Source organism: Pseudoalteromonas sp. HF66 (assembly GCF_011806445.1).
Lineage (GTDB): Bacteria > Pseudomonadota > Gammaproteobacteria > Enterobacterales > Alteromonadaceae > Pseudoalteromonas > Pseudoalteromonas apostichopi.
Window position 1 is genome coordinate 75,624 of sequence record NZ_JAATOU010000010.1, and the last position, 20,572, is coordinate 96,195.

Below are 20,572 nucleotides of genomic sequence, written 5' to 3' on the forward strand. Positions count from 1 at the left end.
CAAAAAGGTGGCATGGAGTTAATTAGAGGTATTCACAATATTCGCGCGCAGCACTATGGCTGTGTGTTGACCATTGGTAATTTTGATGGCGTGCATTTAGGTCATGCTGAAGTGATTAAAGGCTTGCTTCAAGACGCACAAAAACATCAGTTGCCAAGTACCGTGATGTTATTTGAGCCTCAGCCACAAGAGTTTTTTGCCAAAGATAATGCACCAGCGCGTTTGACTCGACTTCGTGATAAGCTCAGCTTACTTGCTAAATTAGGAGTGGAGCGGGTGATTTGCATTAGTTTCAATCAGCAATTTGCCAATATGGAAGCCGAGCAGTTTGTTAGTCATGTACTGGTTGAAAAATTAGGTGTCAAAGCATTAACCGTGGGCGATGACTTTTGCTTTGGTAAACGTCGCCGTGGTGATTTTGCGCTACTGAAAACTATGGGCGCTGAGTTAAACATGGATGTGAAAAGTACTGCAAGTTTTCGCAGACTCAATGATAGGGTGAGCAGTACTCTTATTCGTCATGCGCTTGCTGCAGGGCAATTAGAAGATGCAAAGACCATGTTAGGTCATGGATACGCAATTTCTGGGCGCGTTATTCATGGTTGGGCAAAAGGCCGTGAATTAGGGTTCAGAACCGCCAATATTGCATTGAAACGCCAAGTATGCCCTGTGAATGGGGTGTTTGCGGTGCGAGCAAAAGTTGGTAATAAAGAATTATTTGGGGTTGCAAATATTGGCAACAAACCCACATTTAATGGGACACGTGCATTGTTAGAAGTTCATCTCTTCGACTTTGCGCAAGACATTTATGGACAATTCATGCACGTGGAGCTAATCAAGAAGCTTCGCGATGAGAAAAAATTCGAGACATTAACACAACTGACGGCGCAGATTGCAGATGATGTAACCGCCGCTAAGCAGTGTTTTGGTTTAAATTAGGTAGCCGATACGGAAAGTAGGATTAATGAGCGACTACAAACATACTTTGAATTTACCGGAAACAGCGTTTCCAATGCGCGGCAATTTGGCACAACGTGAACCAAAGATGCTTAAGACATGGTATGAAGACGATCTATATGGTCAAATTCGCAGCGCTAAAAAAGGTAAAAAAACCTTCATTTTGCATGACGGCCCTCCGTATGCAAACGGTGATATCCATTTAGGCCACTCGGTAAACAAAATCCTTAAAGATATTATTGTTAAGTCAAAAACCTTGTCTGACTTCGACGCACCTTATGTGCCGGGTTGGGACTGCCACGGTTTACCAATTGAATTAATGGTTGAAAAGAAAGTAGGCAAGCCTGGCGTGAAAGTGTCTGCCGCTGAGTTTCGTGAAAAGTGCCGTGCATACGCCAAAAAACAAGTTGAAGGTCAAAAAACAGACTTTAAACGTCTTGGTGTATTTGGTGACTGGGACAAGCCTTACTTAACAATGAACTTTGACTTTGAAGCGAACGCAATTCGCGTACTTGGTCGCATCATTAAAAATGGTCACTTACATAAAGGTGCTAAGCCTGTTCACTGGTGTACAGATTGTGGTTCAGCGCTTGCTGAAGCGGAAGTTGAATACCAAGATAAACAGTCACCAGCAATCGATGTTCGTTTTGAATTTGCTGATCAAGACGCTGTTATTGATGCGTTCGAACTAGCAGAGGGCCATCATGGCACTGGTGCTGTTAGTACCGCCATTTGGACGACAACACCTTGGACATTACCAGCTAACCGTGCAGTAGCGGTTCACGAAAAGCTTGAATATGCCCTTGTTCAAGTTGACGACGAAGGTGCACAGCAGCGTTTAATTTTAGGTTCTGAGCTAGTAAAAGATGCAATGGACCGTTACGGCTTCAAACATTATCACGTACTAGGTTACGTAAAAGGTGCGGCACTTGAGAATTTACAGGTTGCTCACCCATTTTATGACTTCACAGTACCTGTAATTGTTGCTGATCACGTAACAACTGATTCTGGTACTGGTGTTGTTCATACAGCGCCTGGACATGGTCAAGAAGATTTTGCAGCAGGTCTTGCTTATGGTTTAGAAGTTGCTAACCCTGTAGGTGCAAACGGTGTTTATTTACCAGACACACCTATGTTTGCTGGTCAGCACGTATTTAAAGCAAATGCGAGCGTGATTGACGTATTAACTGAAAACAATGCGTTATTACACCATCATGCGCTTACACATAGCTACCCACATTGCTGGCGTCATAAAACACCAATTATCTTCCGTGCTACGCCACAGTGGTTTGTAAGTATGGATCAAGCTAACCTTCGTCAAGATTCATTAAATGAAATCAAAAAGACTGAGTGGTTACCTGAGTGGGGCGAGAGCCGCATTGCTAACATGGTTGAAGGCCGTCCTGATTGGTGTATTTCACGCCAACGTACATGGGGTGTGCCAATTGCACTATTCGTTGATAAAGATACTGGTGCTCTTCACCCAAATACGCAAGAGCTAATCGAAGAAGCTGCGAAACTGGTTGAAAAATCAGGTATTCAAGCTTGGTATGACTTAGACCCTGCAACCTTACTTGGTGATGACGCTGAGCAATACATGAAGGTACAAGATACCCTAGATGTATGGTTTGATTCAGGCGTGACTCACGCATGTGTGGTTGATGCTCGTGAAGATTTAACGAGTCCGGCAGATCTTTATTTAGAAGGCTCTGATCAACACCGTGGTTGGTTCATGTCGTCAATGATGACTTCGGTTGCTATCAATGGTCATGCGCCATATAAGCAAGTGTTAACACACGGTTTCACAGTTGATGAAAACGGCCGCAAGATGTCTAAATCATTAGGCAATGTAATTTCGCCACAAAACGTGATGAACAAACTAGGTGCTGACATCTTACGTTTATGGGTTGCATCAACTGACTTTACAGCCGAAATGACTGTATCTGATGAAATCTTTAAACGTTCAGCTGACCGTTACCGTCGTATCCGTAACACCAGCCGTTACTTACTTGCGAACCTTAATGGTTTTGATCCTAAAACGGATCAAGTTGCAATTGAAGACATGGTTGAGCTTGATCGTTGGATTGTGGGTCGTGCAGCTGAGCTGCAAGATGAAATCTTAGCGGCTTATGACAAGTACCAAATGTTACTTGTAACGCAAAAGCTAATGAACTTCTGTACTGGTGAGCTTGGTTCGTTCTACCTAGACGTAATCAAAGATCGTCAATACACAGCGAAAAGCGACAGCCACGCGCGTCGTTCATGTCAAACTGCGCTTTACCACATTGCCGAAGCAATGACGCGTTGGATGGCACCGATTTTAAGCTTCACCGCGCAAGAAATTTGGGAAGCATTACCAGGTGAGCGTGACAAGTTTGTATTCACCTCAGTATGGTACGATGGCTTGCAAGCCTCTTCACAAGGTAAGTTCAGCAATGATGATTGGTTAACAATCCTTAATGTTCGTGATGAAGTAAACCGTGTGCTAGAAGCTGCTCGTAAAGAAGACGTTATTGGTGCAACACTACAAGCAAACGTAAGCATCTACGCTAGTGAAGAGCTAAGCTCGAAATTAGCTGCATTAGGTGATGAGCTGCGCTTTGTACTATTAACTTCAGGCGTGACAGTTGAAACAGTGACAGCGCAGCCTGAAGGTACTCAGGCGACTGAGATTGATGGTTTATTCATTAAAGTTGCCGCAACAACTGCTGAAAAATGTGAGCGTTGTTGGCATTACTGTGATGATGTAGGTGCTGATCCAGCACACCCTGAAATCTGTGGCCGTTGTGTAAGTAATGTTGACGGCGATGGTGAACAGCGTCAGTTCGCATAGGAGTTGTTAGTGAGCAAACTAGCCGGAAAAAGTGGCTTGGTTTGGTTATGGCTGAGTCTACTACTTTTAGTAGTAGACCATGCGACAAAAACACTTGTCGTTAATACCATGGCCTACAAAGAGTCGATAGATATTCTGCCGTTCTTTAATTTCACCTATGTACATAACTATGGTGCAGCATTTAGCTTTTTAAGTGATTCTGGTGGTTGGCAGCGCTGGTTTTTTAGTTTGATTGCTGTGTCGATCAGTGTGTTATTAGTGTGGTGGCTTAAACGCTTACCAGCGACGAACAAGGTCTTGTGTTCTGCTTATGCGTTAGTGTTAGCCGGCGCGATTGGCAATTTATACGACCGCATCGCTTATGGCTATGTTATTGACTTCTTACACGTATATTATGAAAATTGGCACTTTCCTGTTTTTAATATTGCCGATTGTGCAATTTGCATCGGTGCCGCATTACTTTTATTTGATGCCTTCACAGGCGAAAGTCCTAAGGAGCAACAAGCATGAGCCAAGCTGTAATTGGTGAAAACTCTGAGGTGATCTTTCATTTCTCAATTAAATTAGAGGATGGCTCAGCAGCCGATTCAACTAAGGTGCATAATAAACCTGCAAAATTGCGAATGGGTGATGGTAGCCTGACAGAAAACTTTGAAAAATGTTTACTAGGTTTAGCTGCTGGTGACAGTAAGTCATTTGCGTTGGAGCCAGAGGATGCATTTGGTCAGCCAAATCCAGATAACATTTATTATGTAGACCGCAGCAAGTTTGGTGCAGAGACCCCTGCTGAAGTAGGTAATATTATAGCTTTTACTCAGCCTGATGGTACTGAATTACCAGGACTTGTTCGTGAAGTGCAAGGTGACTCTGTCACGATTGATTTTAATCACCCACTTGCGGGACAACGCTTAACCTTTGAAGTCGATATTTTAGAGGTAACAGGTTAATGGATATTTTATTAGCAAATCCACGTGGTTTTTGTGCCGGTGTTGATCGTGCAATTAGTATTGTGGAACGTGCACTTGATATCTTTGAAAAACCTATCTATGTGCGCCATGAAGTGGTTCATAATCGATATGTTGTTGATGGACTTAAAAATCGTGGTGCAGTATTTGTTGAAGAGCTAGATCAGGTGCCTGACGACAGCATTGTCATTTTTAGCGCTCATGGTGTATCGCAAGCTGTTCGCAACGAAGCAAAACGTCGTGATCTCAAAGTGTTTGATGCAACTTGCCCACTAGTAACAAAAGTACATATGGAAGTAACACGTGCAAGCCGCAAAGGGACTGAGTGCGTGTTAATCGGTCACCATGGGCACCCTGAAGTCGAAGGTACAATGGGGCAGTATGACAACGAAAAGGGTGGTATTTATTTAGTAGAAACCCCTGAGGATGTTGCTAGCTTAACGGTTAAAAACCCTGAAAATCTGTTTTACTGTAGCCAAACAACCTTATCTGTTGATGATACGGCAGATGTGATTGATGCACTTCGTACTAAGTTTCCGGCGATTGATGGTCCGCGTAAAGATGACATTTGTTATGCTACGCAAAACCGTCAAGATGCCGTTCGTGACTTGGCAGATAAAGTAGATGTACTGCTTGTTGTGGGGGCTAAAAATAGCTCTAACTCAAATCGTTTACGTGAGCTTGCTGACAAAATGGGAACGACCGCTTATTTAATCGATGATGCGAGTAATGTTGAAGCTGATTGGTTTAACAATGTAAATGCTGTCGGTGTCACTGCAGGCGCATCTGCACCAGAAGTTTTAGTTCAGCAGGTAATTGCCCGTCTAAAAGAATTAGGTGGTAATCAAGTTGTTGAAAATCCAGGTGAAGAAGAGAACATAGTATTTGCTGTTCCCGTTGAGCTACGCTAATCTAAACAGTTAGTAGACAACAATAAAAGAGGAGCCCATGAGCAAACAGCCAAATTCAAACGGCTTGCTGATTGCGGCTCTTTTTCAATCCCGTGGTGTCCTTGCCACACTGATCGTCAGCCAAGTCATTGCTATTTTACTCGCTTTCTCGCCAATGAGTTTAGGTGATGTGTGGTCACGTCTTGCAATATTTAGCTGCTTTTTACACCTTATCTTTCTTTCTAGTTTATCTTTACTTTATTTGAGTCGAGTTATACTCATAAAGCTATCACAGACGCATCAGCTGACCATTTTAATTTTATCCTTACTTGGATTAACTTACGTTTATAGCTGGCTGTTTTTGACTCTATTTTCAGATGTTTTTTCTATGGAGTCGAGAGCAAACTTTATTGGCAGTAACCTACTAATTGTGTTTTTAGTAGCGGCACTATTTGGTCAGTTTTTGCATATTCATAATCAAAAAGAGCTGCAAACTAAAGCGTTAGCTCAGGCTGAGCTAGATGCATTGCAAGCAAGAATTCGGCCCCATTTTTTGTTTAATAGTTTAAATACGGCCGCTGAGCTTACACATTATGATGCTGACGCCGCAGAGCAGGCAATTTTAGCACTGGCGGCGCTATCACAGGCAGCTATGCGAAGCGGTAAAGCGATTAAGCTTGTTGACGAAATCACCTTGTGCCAACAGTATGTAGCACTTGAACGTTGGCGCTACGGTGAACGGTTAGCTTTAAGTTGGAAATTACCTGAGGCGCTGCCAGATATTGATATTCCCTGTTTAACAATTCAACCAATTATTGAAAATGCCGTATTTTATGGTGTGGAGCCCGCTGAGCTGGGAAATATCTCGGTCGAAATGCATCAATCAGACAAAGCTTATACCTTCATTATAACTAACCCAGTCGCAGCACAAGTGAGCCATTCGCGAACAGGTAATGGTATGGCGCTTGATAATATTCGTCAGCGCTTGGCGCTGTTTTATAATCAAAGAGCGCAACTTACGACTACTATTCGTGATGGAATTTTTAGAGTGAAGCTAGTTATACCAAAGCAGAGGGGCGCATGATAAAAGTATTGATTGCTGATGATGAGCCTTTAGCAAGGGCACGTATCAAACGTTTATTATCTACTAATGAGGGTTATACTGTGGTTGGTGAAGCAAGTAATGGTGAACAAGCGATAGAGCTTTGTAAGTGCTTGCAACCTGATTTAGTCATGCTTGATATTAATATGCCTAAGCTGACTGGGTTAGAGGTAGCAGCAGAGCTAAAGCAGTTTTCTATCCCTCCTGCAGTTATGTTTTTAACAGCACATGCCGAGCATGCGTTAACTGCATTTGAGCTCGCTGTTGATGGTTATTTAGTTAAACCTGTTTCTGAGCAAGCATTAACCAAAGCAATGGCTCAACTTAGTAAATTAAACCGGACTCAAGTAAGCCCACTTGAAAATAACTATATTAGTTATCAACTTGCTGGCGTATTGAGAAGGATAAATGTGGATGATGTTATATGCTGTATCGCTGAACAAAAATACACTCGAGTTGTATTTTTCAAAGGTGAAGCGCTTATTGAACAGAGTTTAAAGCAACTCGAGCAAACCTATCCGTTACAGTTACTGCGAATTCATCGCAACACGCTTGTGAATTCACAGCATATTGTAAGTCTTAATAACTCGTTGACGGGTGGTCATACCGTGATTATGAAGCAATTTGAAGAGCCGTTAGCTGTTAGTCGTCGAGAGCTTAAAAATGTTAAAGCTGCGATGGGTAAGTAAAAGTCACCTAATTAGTCTTTCCTATTAGTTTTGGCTCTTTCTGGGTCAATGGTATTAGCTTCAATGAGGGAGGAATACCGCTTATCGAGCATTTTGACCGCTTATCCATATTCAGATTGTGATTTATTAGTGTTCTTTTATTCTTACGGTATGTAAAAGTATCCGTAATTTCATCATGTTTAAACATCCTGACCAGCAAGGTTTTACTTTAATCGAAGTACTTATTGCCTTTGTTATTTTAAGTTTTGGTTTATTAGGCGCTGTGGCCCTCCAAGCAAAAGCTAAGCAAGCAAGCTTCGATGCATTGCAACGCTCTGCTGCAATTGCGTTAGGCAATGACATTATTCAACGCATGCGAGCTAATGATTCTTCAGGCTTTGCAGGTTTGTATAATGGAGAATTTAGCAGTGAATCTTCGGCTGGTGCAGTACAACCGTGTCTTAACGCTAGATGTTCTGCGCAACAAATCGCAGCATTCGATAAACAACAGTGGATACGAGCCATTCAAGCCCGTGAAAATACAGGTGCTTTAGATGACGCAACAGTGTGTATAAGTAGCACCCCTGTCGCTGCAGGGAGTGCAAATGAGTTCAATATTCAAGTTGTGATCAGTTGGCGAGGTAGACAAGAGTTATCAGCTAGCAAAGAAAATAATGCTGTCAAATGTGGCGCTGCTACTGATAAGCGTCGTTTGGTTGTTCTTGATAGTTATATCTATTTAAGGTCTTGATATGAATAAACATAATGGATTTACGCTGGTTGAGGTAATGGTCGCTTTATTTATAGGTGGCCTGGTTCTTGGTGGCGTGATGTTTACTTATATCAGTATGAAAGTAACTACAAAAGATACAATGGCTATTGGTGAGTTACAAGAAACAGGTCGTTTAGCATTAAATATAATGCAACGAGATATAGAACAAATCGGCTTTTGGGGCACCTTTTATGAAGACTCGTTTTCGAGTGATAACACTGATACCACACGGGTTAATAACCCAGGTAATGACTGTTCAGCAGGCTTGAACAATGCAAGCTTTCCAGATGCTAATGCAAATACAAACTTTCGCTCGGTTTATGCAATAGAAGCAAGTTCAGCCAATGCTTTAGGCTGTATTAACGATGCTAATCAAAACTCCGATATTTTACAGGTTAAGTTTTTAGAAGGACTACAAATCCAACCTAACAGTACTAATAACAGAAAATTTTATTTTGTTGCTGAGCAAGAGTTTGGGCTTTTTTCTCGAGGACCGATAGCTGCAGGCGCAATAAATGGGAATGCAACAATTTGGCGTTACAGGCACCATGTCTACTACATTTCAGAGCAAACGTTTAGTTTTAACAAAAAGACAGTCAAAGTACCCGCTCTAAAACGAATGAGGCTAACAGTAAATGCAGGTATGAGAAAAGAAACCATCATGGAAGGGGTTGAGAATTTACATTTTGTTTTTGGCTTGGATACGACTAATAACAGTCGTGTAGACACTTATAAAAGTATTACTGATATGACAGAAAGTGACTGGGAAAATCGCCGAGGAATTTTAACGGTTCAGGTGTTTTTATTAGCCAGAACGCTAATGCCTGATGCAAATTTAAAGGTTACTAATCAAACATACACGTTAGGAGAAGGTACTAGCGGTAGGGTGCTTAAATTTAATGACAATTACAGGCGAGCTCTTTTTACAACAACAATTAGGCTTAACAATGTGGGGGCAAATTTATGGCGCATGTAACCTTAGCAAAAAAGCAACAAGGCGTTGTATTAATTGTAGCATTGATAATGGTGGTAGCTGTTACAGGGATTGCTGTTACTTTAATGAATAGTAGTTCTATTGATATAAAAATAACAAACGCAGTACAAGAACGTGAAGTCGCTGAAAATGAGTTATTTGGTAATGTTCAGCAAGTAATTGCAGCAGAGGCCACAAAAGGCGGCGATAGTGCTTTTCTGATGAAAGCTGCAGAAATACCTGAGGGGGGCTTTGTAATTGGAAGGGTTGGCAATACAACTAACACCATGACTAACTTAAATAATGGTGCCTTAGATTTACCTTGTCCTCGAAAATATAATTTCACCTCAGGCGTAGCATGCAACATGATTCAGGTTAATAGCACAATAACTTATGGCAAGAAAAGTACTCATGTTCTGACAATAACTACGGGGGTTGCCCAAGAAATGGCAAGCCTAAATACGGGTGGTTAGAGAAGGAAAGCAAAATGAAAGCCAGTACTATTTTACTTTTTTTTATGTGTATATTTGCCTTAATATTTATCGTGCCAGGGTATGCTGATGATACAGAGCTATATGTAAATTACGATAAAGATTTAGCTGAAAAGACACGAGTATTATTTGTGTTAGATACATCAGGAAGTATGCTCCGTTCAGCAGAAACTGGTTTACAATGTCGTGATCCATACACTAGCTTTTTATTAGAGTGTCCAGATAGCCGAATAAATGCAGCCCGAAATGTAATTACAAGAGTTATTAACTCCAACCCCGATATGGATTTTGGTTTATTTCGTTTTTCAGCGAATGAAGGTGGATATTTAAAAGCAAAGTTAGGAACAGATCACAAAACAATAAAAAATATTATTAGTAACATATCAGCTGGGGGATCTACTCCAGTCACAGAGACTTTATGGGAAACTTATCGGTATTTAACCGGGCAAAGTGTTGATTTTGCGAAACTAATTGATCCTTCAATGCGAGATACGACAGCGGAAAAAGATCAGCAATATGTGTCGCCTTTTAGTTCTCCAAATAAACGGTGTGATAATACAGTCAATATTATTCTTATTTCTGATGGTGAGCCTCAGTGGGATAATAGCCGTGATGCTTATATACAAAATATTTACCGAAACTATTTTGGTACAACAGCGCCTTCTTATCCTGTGAATGATTATGAACCAGATAGCCATTTAGCTGCATTAGCAAAAATTATTCATGGAACAAAGAATGTAAAGGTTGATTTGTATACCAAAACATCATCTGTAAATGACCAAGGGGTAATTTATACCGTAGGTTTTGGCAGTGGTATCACTGATAACAATGAAGCACTGCTTACGAAAACTGCTGAGTTTGGTGGCGGCCAATATCTTTTTGCAAATAATGCGAAAGGGTTATCTGAAGCAATCGATAAGGCCTTCGCAGTCATTAGAGAGGATAGTGGAGATTTTACTGCACCCGCTATTACTTCGAATAATAGAGATCAGACTCGTAGTAGAGATGCTTTGTATTACACGATGTTCTATCCAAGCACTAACGCTCGTTGGCGAGGAAACCTAAAGAAATTGAAAGTGTCGGGTGATTCAATCGTTGATGCAACTGGTAAGTCTGCATTGAATACTCAAGGACTAATTGCTAAGAATGCAAGAACATTTTGGCTTCCAGATGAAGAGAGCCCTGATGGTAATTCTGTTGAATTAGGTGGGGTCAACCTTTACTTATCAAGTATTTCAAGTTTACCAAAAGGTGGACGCAAAGTTTTAAGTAACCTTAGTGGGCGTATGCTTAACTTTACCCGCTACCGTGTTGTTTATCACTATAAGACAATTGCAAAGGCTGCTGCAGTTTTTGAAGCAAAACCAGAAGAAGTTGAAGATTTAATTAATTGGTCAAGAGGTCTCGATGTAGATGATGAGAATAATGATTACTCAACATCTGACTCACGAAAAGATATTTTTGGTGACCCACTTCACTCTAGGCCTGTCACTATTGATTATGGTAACGATGACGTTCGTATTTTAATAGGTACAAATGCTGGCTACTTACATATGTTTCAAGATAAGAACGATGTGTTAAGTGAAAGTTGGGCTTTCATTCCTAGACATCTATATAAAATTATAAAACCGCTGAGAGATAACCAGAGAAATAATAAAGTTTATGGTATCGATGGGCCTATCTCGGTATTTTTTGATGATAAAAATAAGGATGGTATTGTTGGTAAAGGTGATCGAGTTTGGGCATTTTTTGGTTTAAGGCGAGGCGGTAATAATTACTACGGACTTGATATTACAAAGCCTGATTCACCAAAAGTATTGTGGGGGGGACCAATTGTTGGCGGTTCTGGTGATTTTCAAGAACTAGCTCAAACATGGTCTAAAGCACAAGTAGCCTATATAAATTTGCGAGGCTATAAAGACCGTCCTGTACTCATCTTTGGTGCGGGCTATGATACCAACAAAGATAATAGACAACGTTCATCAGACTCTAAAGGAAGGGGAATATATATTGTTGATGCAGAGACAGGAAAAAAAATCTGGGCGCTGACTCCATCGCAAAATGGTTTCCAAGGAAAGCACAGTATAGCTTCTGATATTGCTCTTGTTGACTCTGACTATGATGGTTATATAGATCGTTTGTATGCGAGCGACACAGGTGGAGATATTTGGCGAATTGATATGGCTACAGATAACTCCAATAATTGGACACACTTCAAGTTAGCGAGCCTTGGAGGTACTTATGCTAGTACAGATCGGCGTTTCTTCTATAAACCAACTATTGCAAGAAGTGTGTACAGTAAAGTTTCTGAGGTTGTTGTTAATGGTAAGTCAACAATAACACGTTTAGATACTCCGTTTGATGCGGTTTTAATAGGCAGTGGGAACCGTGCAAAGCCGACTTTGACATCGGTAAAAGATCAGTTATTTATGATCCGGGATATAAATACTGTGACTAAGTCTTTCACTGGGAATAATGTCCCTACTACAATTACTCACTCTGATTTAATGAATGTAAGTTCTGATCCATTTGCCAAGCAACTAGATGATATTAAAGGCTTTGTTAACCTTGAAATTGAGTTATCTCGTTTTCATGGTTGGTATTATAACTTGCCGATAAAAGGAGAGAAATCGTTAGCCGCAAGTACTGTTGTGGGTGGTGTCGCCTACTTTACAAGTTTTTCACCGGGTTCGACAAGTAATATTACAGACCAATGTAGTCTAAGCGGGGGAAGTGGGGGGCTCTATGCTTTTCACTTGCATTATGGAACAAAAGTATATGATGAACTTAAGTACGAAACTGGGAATGATGTACCTGATACACCGCAATTATTTTTCGGTGAAAATGATAAAGGTGAAAGCCAGTTCATGTTGATTGGAACTGGAATCATTGGTGAAAAAGCGCCATTTGTGGCAAAAGGGGTTTTGGGTCCCGGATTGAATATTGAAAATGGTAAAGTCAAATTAGTCAGTAATGATCGGCTTGGATTTGAAGTTCAACAAACTTATATATATAAACAAGAAAGGTTTGACCAAAGTCAGTGAAAATTAATGGTTTATAATTGATTGCTGATGATAACCTTTATTTGTGATGTTATTTCTCTCTTTTTAGGATGTTAAATACCATTATAATATTTTTGTGAGACCTTTGGGTTTATAAATTAATATCTACTGGAATATGAAAATAATCCTTTTAGGTTGTTTGGGTTTTGTTTTTTGGTTGTTTTTTACTGCTTTTTTAAGGTGTTAACTAACCCTTTGAATGTTACTTATAGCTAATGAATACTTTTTCAAATGGTTAAATGTTTATTGTAGTGAATATCTGTATTAAAAAATGGTGTTTTTATAAACAAATTTCAGTACTTATGTTTTAATTCAATATAATTGGTTATAATTAATGTGATCTAGATTTTAGTTTTAATTATACATATTAAGTTATATCTTTATCAAAGAGTAACTAGATTTTAAGTTTGAAAAATAACTTAGTACTATGAACAATTGCAGGCAAGTAAGTTAAGCATCGGGCTACTTGAACTGTACTCTTTTTTTTAACATTGGCATCGAGTTGGGTTTTGTAATGAAAATAGGAAAATTAATTAGCAAACTCTTGCTAAATTGTGCTGTGATTTTCAGTATGATGACCCATGCGGAAGACATCGAATTGTATGTTAATCACAATGTTGATTTAGATGAAAAACCACGCGTACTCATTGTTTTTGACACCTCAGGTAGTATGGCGTTTTCAACCAGCTCAGGTAATAGTTGCGGTTATTCTGGTGGCTACATTTTGTGCAGCGATAGCCGGTTAGGCGTTGCACAAGATGCGATAACTAAACTTGTAGATGGTAATGATGATATTGATTTTGGTCTTATGCGTTTTAATAGTACTAGCGGTGGTTATGTACTAGCGGGTATTGGTTCGCCAATGTCAACGCTGAAAACGACGATCGCCAATTTACCTGCTGATGGAGGGACACCGCTAACTGAAACTCTCTGGGAAGCGTATCTATATATTACTGGGCAAAGTTTATATTATGGCGAGAAAGTTAATGAGCTATTTCGCGATACTTCTGTAGAAAGTAAAACATCAACAACAAATAGAGTCAGGAAGTGTAACTGGTGGGGGTGCTGGTGGGAAAATGAAACAGTTACTAATTACACTTATATCTCTCCTTTTGATAACCCTGATGAAGTAAAGCGCTGTGATAACTCAGTTAATGTAATTTACATGACTGATGGTGACCCATCTGCGGGCTCTGATAATGAGCAAGACTCAAACATAAGCAGTTTACACAAGTCGTATTTCGGTAGCTCTCTATCAGATAGCGATAAAATTGCTGGTGTGTATTTGCACAAGCTTGCAAAAATTATCCATGGAACTGACAATGTTGAAGTTGATCTACGTCCAGATACTTCCGAAATTCATGAAACAGGTCGGGTTTACACCATAGGTTTTGGCTCTGGAATGAGCGACAATGGTAAACGTTTGTTGTCTGAAACCGCTCGCCTTGGAGGTGGTAAGTACCTTCATGCCAATACCTCTGATCAATTATCAGAGGCTTTAAAAAATACCATAACTCAAATTCGAGAGGTCAATGACAGTTTTACAGCTCCCTCTGTAGCGAGTAACAACGTAGATCAAACACGCAGCCGAGAATCAATTTATTATGCGATGTTTTATCCTAAAACAGGAGCTCGTTGGCGTGGTAACTTGAAAAAGTTAAAAGTGTCTGGTGACCAAATTATTGATAAAGATGGTAAACAGGCTCTAAATGAAGATGGTCTTATAGATAAAAATGCAAAAACATTTTGGTTACCAAGTGGTGAAAATGCTGATGGCAATTCAGTAGAGCTAGGTGGCGTGAACTTATATCTTTCTAATTCTTCAAGCGTTCCTAATCAAGGCAGAAAGGTTATCACCAATGTTAATGGCCGATTACTTAATTTCACACGTTACCGAGTTGTTTTTCATTATGGAACAATAGCAAAAGCAGCAGTCGATTTTGAAGCGGACGCCAATGAAGTTGAGGATCTTATAAATTGGTCAAGAGGTCTTGATATTGATGATGAAGATAAAGATGGTTCAACAACTGATTCGCGCAAAGATATCTTTGGTGATCCACTACATTCAAAACCTGTAACGATTGATTATGGAAATGATGATATCCGTATTTTAATCGGAACTAATGCAGGTTATTTGCATATGTTTCAAGATAAAAATGATGTACTAAGTGAAAGCTGGGCATTTATCCCTAGAAGCTTATATAAAATTATAAAGCCACTTCGTGAGAATCAAGCAGATACAAAGGTCTATGGTGTTGACGGGCCAATTTCAATATTTTTTGATGATAAAAATAATGATGGGATAGTTAATGACTCAGATCGTGTTTGGGCATTTTTTGGCCTAAGACGAGGTGGTAACAAGTATTATGGCCTTGATATTACTAATCCTGATTCTCCCAAATTATTATGGGATGAGCCTATTACAGGTGGAACAGGCGACTTTTCAGAGCTGGCACAAACATGGTCTAAGCCAACGGTGACGTACATTAACTTAAGTGGATACAAAGATAAACCTGTGCTTATATTTGGTGCAGGTTATGATACCAACAAAGATAATGTTATTCGTACAAACGATAGTAAAGGACGAGGCGTTTTTATTGTTGATGCCGAAACAGGAAAGAAAATATGGGCCTTAACGCCAAATGAAAATGGATTTACAGGTAATCACAGTATTGCCTCAGATATAACGGTTTTAGATTCTGACTACGATGGTTATGTTGATCGTTTATACGCAACAGATACAGGTGGAGATATTTGGCGAATTGATATGCCATCTGAGAATTATAATGATTCAACAGAGCCATGGACACATTTTAAGTTAGCTAGTTTAGGCAGTACATTAGCTACCCAAGATCGTCGTTTTTTCTATAAGCCTATGATTGCCAGGACCATGTTTAGCAAAGTATCTAAAACAACTTATCAAGGTGAATCAATTACAACACGTATTGATACTCCATTTGATGCCGTATTAATAGGTAGCGGGAATCGCTCAAAACCGTTATCAACAGCAACAAATGATCAGCTTTTTATGATACGCGATATCAATACGGTAACTCAGTCATTTATGGGAACGGATGTACCAGCGCCTATCACTCAAGCTGATTTAATGGATGTGGGGTCAGATCCATTCGGTAATGCACTAGATGACCTGGATAAATTTACTGAGCTTGAAGTAGAACTGGGTGAATTTAGCGGTTGGTATTATAACCTACCAACTACCGGTGAAAAGTCACTAGCGGCAAGTACCGTAATAGGTGGCGTTGCTTACTTTACAAGTTTTTCACCAGCATCCACTACTGATTTAGTAAATCAATGTTCACTTACCGGGGGCTCTGGTAGCTTGTATGCTTTCCACTTACATTACGGCACTAAGGTATATGATAACTTAAAATTCACTACTTCTAATGATGTGCCTGACACACCTCAGCTCTACTTTGGTATAGGCGATAGCTGTGTCGATGGTAATAGTGATGGTTTCTGCGATGACAATACAAGTGAAAAGGTAAAAGAGCAAAGCCAATTCTTGTCTATAGGACCAGGTATTAAAGGTGAGCAAAACCCGTTTAAGGTTCAAGAAATTTTAGGTCCAGGGCTTACAATTGAAGATGGTAAAATCAAATTAGTGAGTGATGCAGTGCCAATTGGCTTTGGATTTAAAACACAACAGACATTTATTTATAAGCAAGAAATAAACGATAACAGTAATTAATTCCCGTTCAAAGACTCTGCTTAACAGTTTAAAACTAACTTAGGCAGCGTTGTATGATGGAATTGAGTATTTATCTAATTGCATAATCGCGACTCTAAACCTATGATAAGTTTAAAGCGAAGAATGCTCTGAATTAACAAAAGCATAGGTATTAATTGTATGAATATAATAAAGAAAAAAAACCTAAAAGGTTTTACATTAATCGAGCTGATGATTGCTGTAGCAATCTTAGGAATTATTGCGAGCATTGCTATCCCAAGTTATTTTGAACATGTAAAACGTACAGCAAGAACAGAGGCAATAACCTCATTATTAGACGCGGCTAATAAACAAGAACAATACTTTGTTGATAATCGTGAGTATACAACTTCACTTTCTGCTCTAGGTGTTGCAGAAACAACAGAAAACAATTTTTATAAGTTAAAGGCGACTGTCAATAATAATGCCGGTACCTTTGAATTAGAGGCAACACCAGTATCAGGTCCGCCACTACAAGATTCAGAATGCACTAAATTAATAATTACAGACACAGGCCTTAAAAAATCTCAAGGTTCTGCTGATTCGAGCACTTGTTGGGGGAAATAGGCTTTAGCACTTATCAGTATCAATCATTCTGACTCGACCTATTGTACTGACCCTAATAGCAAGCCCTTTGAGGCTTGCTTTTATGTATTCTGGGCAGTATATAAAAGTGCCATTGTTTAAACCCACAGGCATACCTGTTGGGCTAAATGTTACTGAGTGACGTGGATAAGTCAGCATATCTAATTTATTTATTGCTTCAACTTCCAATAATTTGGTATCGCCACTTTCAAACACACCAAGCTCGCCTTTATCGACAAAGACAGTTAAAGATTTATGCCACATCGCCTTGTTACAACGGTTAAGCTCTAAAGCACAAAATGTCACATAGGCATTATTAGTTTGTGCCTTGAGGCGAGTAAATTGTAGTGCTCTTTTAACTGTATGCATATTACTTTCTAAGCGGTTATTGGCGAGGAGTGGCTTATATTCAAATAAAGCGAAATGCAGTAAAAACGAAAAAATTGATAAGACTATTAGGATTTCAATTAACATAGCACCTTTAAGGCTACGCAAGTAATTATTTGTCTTCATCCTTGAAGACTCCAAATCGCGACTATTTATTAAAATGTAATAGGAGCTTTGTATTTGTCAATTAAATAGAGTTAATTACATGTTTTTGTTGTTGTTCCTTCATACATTGCGGTGCCAGACTGTGAAATAGATAAGGCTTTATTGTTATCATTATTGCTACTTGAAGGGCAATATACGAATGTGCCTGGATCAGTTCTAATCATACCGCTAGTTTCAAATCTTATAACTCTTGCACCAGAAAAACTGAGCGAGCTATTATTGGGTATCTCTTCCATTACGCGCAAAATGATATCCCCTTGGCCAGGATTAAAAGTACCGTTAGGGCTTTTATCTACAAATACAAAAATACTTCCCAGGCTCCAGTCTCTTGAACAAAATATAGATTTATTTTGTTCAATTGATTCTGTATCGCCTGCGCAAACAATGACTAATTCATCACTACTCGTCGCTTTTGCTCGTGCAAAGCTGAGCGTGCTTTTTAATTCAAGCAAGTAGCTTTCGGCGCGGTCGCTTTCTAACATATCTGAGCTATCCCATAGCGCAATGACAGCAACGATGCCAACAATGGCAATCGTGACCATTAGTTCCAATAATGTAAAACCCCGTTGTAATGATTTCATTGTTATCTCTATTCTGAATCACTTTGTTTAATAATATCATGATTGCTGATTTAATCACCGTAATTCATAGCTTTGTTTGCCATCAGCAATTGGATTGTCTAAAATCGAGTCAATCGAGAAATAATAAGTAACCCTTAAAATGAAAAAAATCGAAGCAATTATTAAACCATTCAAGCTTGATGACGTGCGTGAAGCATTATCAGATGTTGGCATCACAGGGATGACGGTAAGTGAAGTTAAAGGCTTTGGCCGTCAAAAAGGACACACCGAGCTTTATCGTGGCGCTGAGTACATGGTGGACTTTTTACCTAAAGTAAAATTAGACATCGTTTTAAGCGATGAAGATGTTGACCGTGCAATTGATGTTATCGTTAAAACATCGCAGACAGGAAAAATTGGTGACGGTAAAATCTTTGTCACTGATGTTGAGCGAGTAGTGCGTATTCGTACCGCGGAAGAAGATGAAGACGCGATTTGATAAAATATTAGATTAATCGCAAACATTAAAAAGGCGCCCTAGGCGCCTTTTTTGCTTTTTAAATTATTTTAACGCTTGTTTGCTTCTCGCGTTGCTTTAGCGTGTTCACTTAGCTCAGATAAGCCAAGTTTATTGTAGCTTTTTTCCATGATCTCAAGCGCTTGATCAAGGTAACTACTTTGTGAGTAGTGCTCAACTACATATTTGCCACGGTTAGCAGCAGCAAGGTATGCTTCACGCTCATAGTAGTACTCAGCAACTTTTAACTCGTAGCGTGCCATTTTATTGAGTAACCACACAACACGTCTTTTTGCCTCTGGTGCATAAACACTATTAGGAAAACGTTTTAATAGTGTTGATAAATCAGTAAATGCAACACGAGTACGGTTTGCATCTCTGTCTGCACGGTCTACACCAAAATATTCTTGGAAGGCGTTTTCATCCGCTTTGATATTCACTAAGCCACGCATGTAGTACATATAGTCTAAATCTTTGTGGTTTGGATTTAAGCGAATAAAACGGTCGATAGTTGCCAGTGCTTGCTCAGTATTACCTGCTTGATAATGTGCATACACTAAGTCCATTTGTACTTGTTTTGATAGAGGACCAAAAGGGTAGCGAGAATCAATAGCGCTTAATAGCTCAATTGCACGAGCATATAAGCCAGAATCTAATGTTTGTTTGGCATCTTCATATAAAGCTTGCGCAGATTTATTAGGAACGCGTTGGATATCTTCTTGGTCGGGTGCTGATGAACAGGCACCTAAGCCAAGTACAGATACTGAAAAAACTATGGCGAACGCACGTTTCCCTATTTTATTTATCATTTTATTTCTTACCTTCGATGTCTTCGGCTAGGCCAAGTGAGGAAAACCGAGTAAACTATACGTATTATATTAAAGCGATTCTAACCCAGTCGAGCACAGCTTGCACTGGTAAATTGGGTAAAGTTACTAATGTCAGAGCAAATTTCTCTCCAAGCCGAGGTTCCAATTGACCTTGGCGGTAAACGTCTAGACCAAGTATTAGCGCAATTGTTCCCTGATTATTCTCGTTCACGTATAAAAACGTGGATTTTGGATGATAAAATCACTGTGAACGGCGAAATTTTAAACACACCACGTGAAAAACTACTCGGTGGCGAAACGGTGAGTGTTGAAACAACCATCGAAGCCCCTCGTGAATATGAAGCACAAAATATCAAATTAAACATCGTTTATGAAGACGATGATATTTTGGTAATTAATAAACCTATGGGGTTAGTGGTACATCCTGGTGCAGGTAACCCAGATGGCACAGTATTAAATGCTTTATTACACCATTACCCAGAGATCATCAATGTACCCCGTGCAGGTATTGTCCATCGTCTAGATAAAGACACCACAGGATTAATGGTGGTGGCTAAAACTATTCCGGCACAAACACATTTAGTATCTGCACTGCAAAAGCGTGAAAACTTCACCCGTGAATATGAAGCAATTTGTAATGGCACAATGACTGCTGGTGGTATGGTTGAAAAACCAATTGGTCGACATGCAACAAAACGTACTCACATGGCCGTGCATGAAATGGGCAAACCAGCGATAACACATTACCGTGTAGCAGAAAAATTCCGTGCTCATACACGCTTACGTTTACGATTAGAAACTGGTCGTACTCACCAAATTCGTGTACACATGGCTTACTTGAACCATCCATTGGTTGGTGATCAACTATATGGAGGTCGCCCGCGTCCGCCAAAAGGGGCGACACCTGAGCTGTTTCAAATGCTACGTGATTTTAAACGTCAAGCCTTACATGCCGTTAAGCTCTCTATTGCGCATCCAATTACGGGTGAGTTGATGACATGGCAAGCTCCAATTCCAGATGATATGGCTGCCATGACAGAAGCATTACGCGCAGATACCAAAGCAAACCCAAATATCGAGCTTTAATT

Annotated in this window: 18 protein-coding genes; 15 read left to right on the plus strand and 3 right to left on the minus strand. The window is 39.7% G+C overall.

All coding sequences use genetic code 11. The features are described from left to right. Positions 1 to 12: 12 nt before the first annotated feature. The 13 genes from ribF (at position 13) to HCZ11_RS11680 (ending at position 17,007) form a co-directional block, all read left to right on the plus strand. Complete coding sequence (ribF, locus tag HCZ11_RS11620) at positions 13 to 939, plus strand: bifunctional riboflavin kinase/FAD synthetase (RefSeq protein ID WP_130051921.1); 927 nt, start codon at positions 13 to 15, stop codon at positions 937 to 939. A gap of 25 nt (positions 940 to 964) precedes the next feature. Then, on the plus strand, positions 965 to 3,790 hold the full coding sequence (gene ileS / locus HCZ11_RS11625; RefSeq protein ID WP_130051920.1) for an isoleucine--tRNA ligase: 2,826 nt from the start codon (positions 965 to 967) through the stop codon (positions 3,788 to 3,790). Between the two features lie 9 nt (positions 3,791 to 3,799). Further along, complete coding sequence (lspA, locus tag HCZ11_RS11630; RefSeq protein WP_130051919.1) at positions 3,800 to 4,300, plus strand: signal peptidase II; 501 nt, start codon at positions 3,800 to 3,802, stop codon at positions 4,298 to 4,300. Next, complete coding sequence (gene fkpB / locus HCZ11_RS11635) at positions 4,297 to 4,737, plus strand: FKBP-type peptidyl-prolyl cis-trans isomerase (protein ID WP_130051918.1); 441 nt, start codon at positions 4,297 to 4,299, stop codon at positions 4,735 to 4,737. The genes lspA and fkpB overlap by 4 nt, the downstream gene beginning before the upstream one ends. Next, entirely contained in the window at positions 4,737 to 5,666 is a 930-nt protein-coding gene (ispH, locus tag HCZ11_RS11640) for a 4-hydroxy-3-methylbut-2-enyl diphosphate reductase (protein WP_130051917.1), read from the plus strand. The genes fkpB and ispH overlap by 1 nt, the downstream gene beginning before the upstream one ends. A 37-nt stretch (positions 5,667 to 5,703) precedes the next feature. Then, entirely contained in the window at positions 5,704 to 6,729 is a 1,026-nt protein-coding gene (locus tag HCZ11_RS11645; protein WP_130051916.1) for a sensor histidine kinase, read from the plus strand. Continuing rightward, positions 6,726 to 7,436, plus strand: coding sequence for a LytTR family DNA-binding domain-containing protein (locus tag HCZ11_RS11650; protein WP_175580442.1), 711 nt, complete (start codon positions 6,726 to 6,728; stop codon positions 7,434 to 7,436). The genes HCZ11_RS11645 and HCZ11_RS11650 overlap by 4 nt, the downstream gene beginning before the upstream one ends. Positions 7,437 to 7,611: 175 nt before the next feature. After that, entirely contained in the window at positions 7,612 to 8,166 is a 555-nt protein-coding gene (gene pilV / locus HCZ11_RS11655) for a type IV pilus modification protein PilV (protein WP_167658481.1), read from the plus strand. Position 8,167: 1 nt separating this feature from the next. Continuing rightward, positions 8,168 to 9,163: a PilW family protein gene (locus HCZ11_RS11660; RefSeq protein ID WP_167658482.1), complete on the plus strand. Its 996-nt coding sequence runs from the start codon at positions 8,168 to 8,170 to the stop codon at positions 9,161 to 9,163. Then, entirely contained in the window at positions 9,151 to 9,633 is a 483-nt protein-coding gene (locus tag HCZ11_RS11665; RefSeq protein ID WP_130051913.1) for a pilus assembly protein PilX, read from the plus strand. Before HCZ11_RS11660 ends, HCZ11_RS11665 begins: the two co-directional genes overlap by 13 nt. Before the next feature lie 14 nt (positions 9,634 to 9,647). Then, positions 9,648 to 12,695, plus strand: a complete 3,048-nt coding sequence (locus HCZ11_RS11670; RefSeq protein WP_239977733.1) for a PilC/PilY family type IV pilus protein — start codon at positions 9,648 to 9,650, stop codon at positions 12,693 to 12,695. Between the two features lie 589 nt (positions 12,696 to 13,284). Beyond that, positions 13,285 to 16,422: a pilus assembly protein gene (locus HCZ11_RS11675; RefSeq protein WP_233786798.1), complete on the plus strand. Its 3,138-nt coding sequence runs from the start codon at positions 13,285 to 13,287 to the stop codon at positions 16,420 to 16,422. 159 nt (positions 16,423 to 16,581) lie between these two features. Continuing rightward, entirely contained in the window at positions 16,582 to 17,007 is a 426-nt protein-coding gene (locus tag HCZ11_RS11680; RefSeq protein ID WP_130051911.1) for a type IV pilin protein, read from the plus strand. A 3-nt stretch (positions 17,008 to 17,010) separates the two neighbouring features. Here HCZ11_RS11680 and HCZ11_RS11685 read toward each other — a convergent pair whose 3' ends face one another. Then, positions 17,011 to 17,538, minus strand: a complete 528-nt coding sequence (locus HCZ11_RS11685) for a GspH/FimT family pseudopilin (protein ID WP_167658483.1) — start codon at positions 17,536 to 17,538, stop codon at positions 17,011 to 17,013. Positions 17,539 to 17,609: 71 nt separating this feature from the next. After that, positions 17,610 to 18,158, minus strand: a complete 549-nt coding sequence (locus tag HCZ11_RS11690) for a GspH/FimT family pseudopilin (RefSeq protein WP_167658484.1) — start codon at positions 18,156 to 18,158, stop codon at positions 17,610 to 17,612. 139 nt (positions 18,159 to 18,297) lie between these two features. Between HCZ11_RS11690 and HCZ11_RS11695 the strand changes: the two genes are divergently transcribed. Continuing rightward, positions 18,298 to 18,636, plus strand: coding sequence for a P-II family nitrogen regulator (locus tag HCZ11_RS11695; RefSeq protein WP_054551748.1), 339 nt, complete (start codon positions 18,298 to 18,300; stop codon positions 18,634 to 18,636). 68 nt (positions 18,637 to 18,704) lie between these two features. Here HCZ11_RS11695 and HCZ11_RS11700 read toward each other — a convergent pair whose 3' ends face one another. Then, positions 18,705 to 19,463 (minus strand): outer membrane protein assembly factor BamD, encoded by a 759-nt coding sequence (locus tag HCZ11_RS11700; RefSeq protein WP_130051908.1) that lies wholly within the window; start codon positions 19,461 to 19,463, stop codon positions 18,705 to 18,707. Positions 19,464 to 19,592: 129 nt separating this feature from the next. Between HCZ11_RS11700 and rluD the strand changes: the two genes are divergently transcribed. Then, complete coding sequence (gene rluD / locus HCZ11_RS11705) at positions 19,593 to 20,570, plus strand: 23S rRNA pseudouridine(1911/1915/1917) synthase RluD (protein ID WP_130051907.1); 978 nt, start codon at positions 19,593 to 19,595, stop codon at positions 20,568 to 20,570. Positions 20,571 to 20,572: the final 2 nt, after the last annotated feature.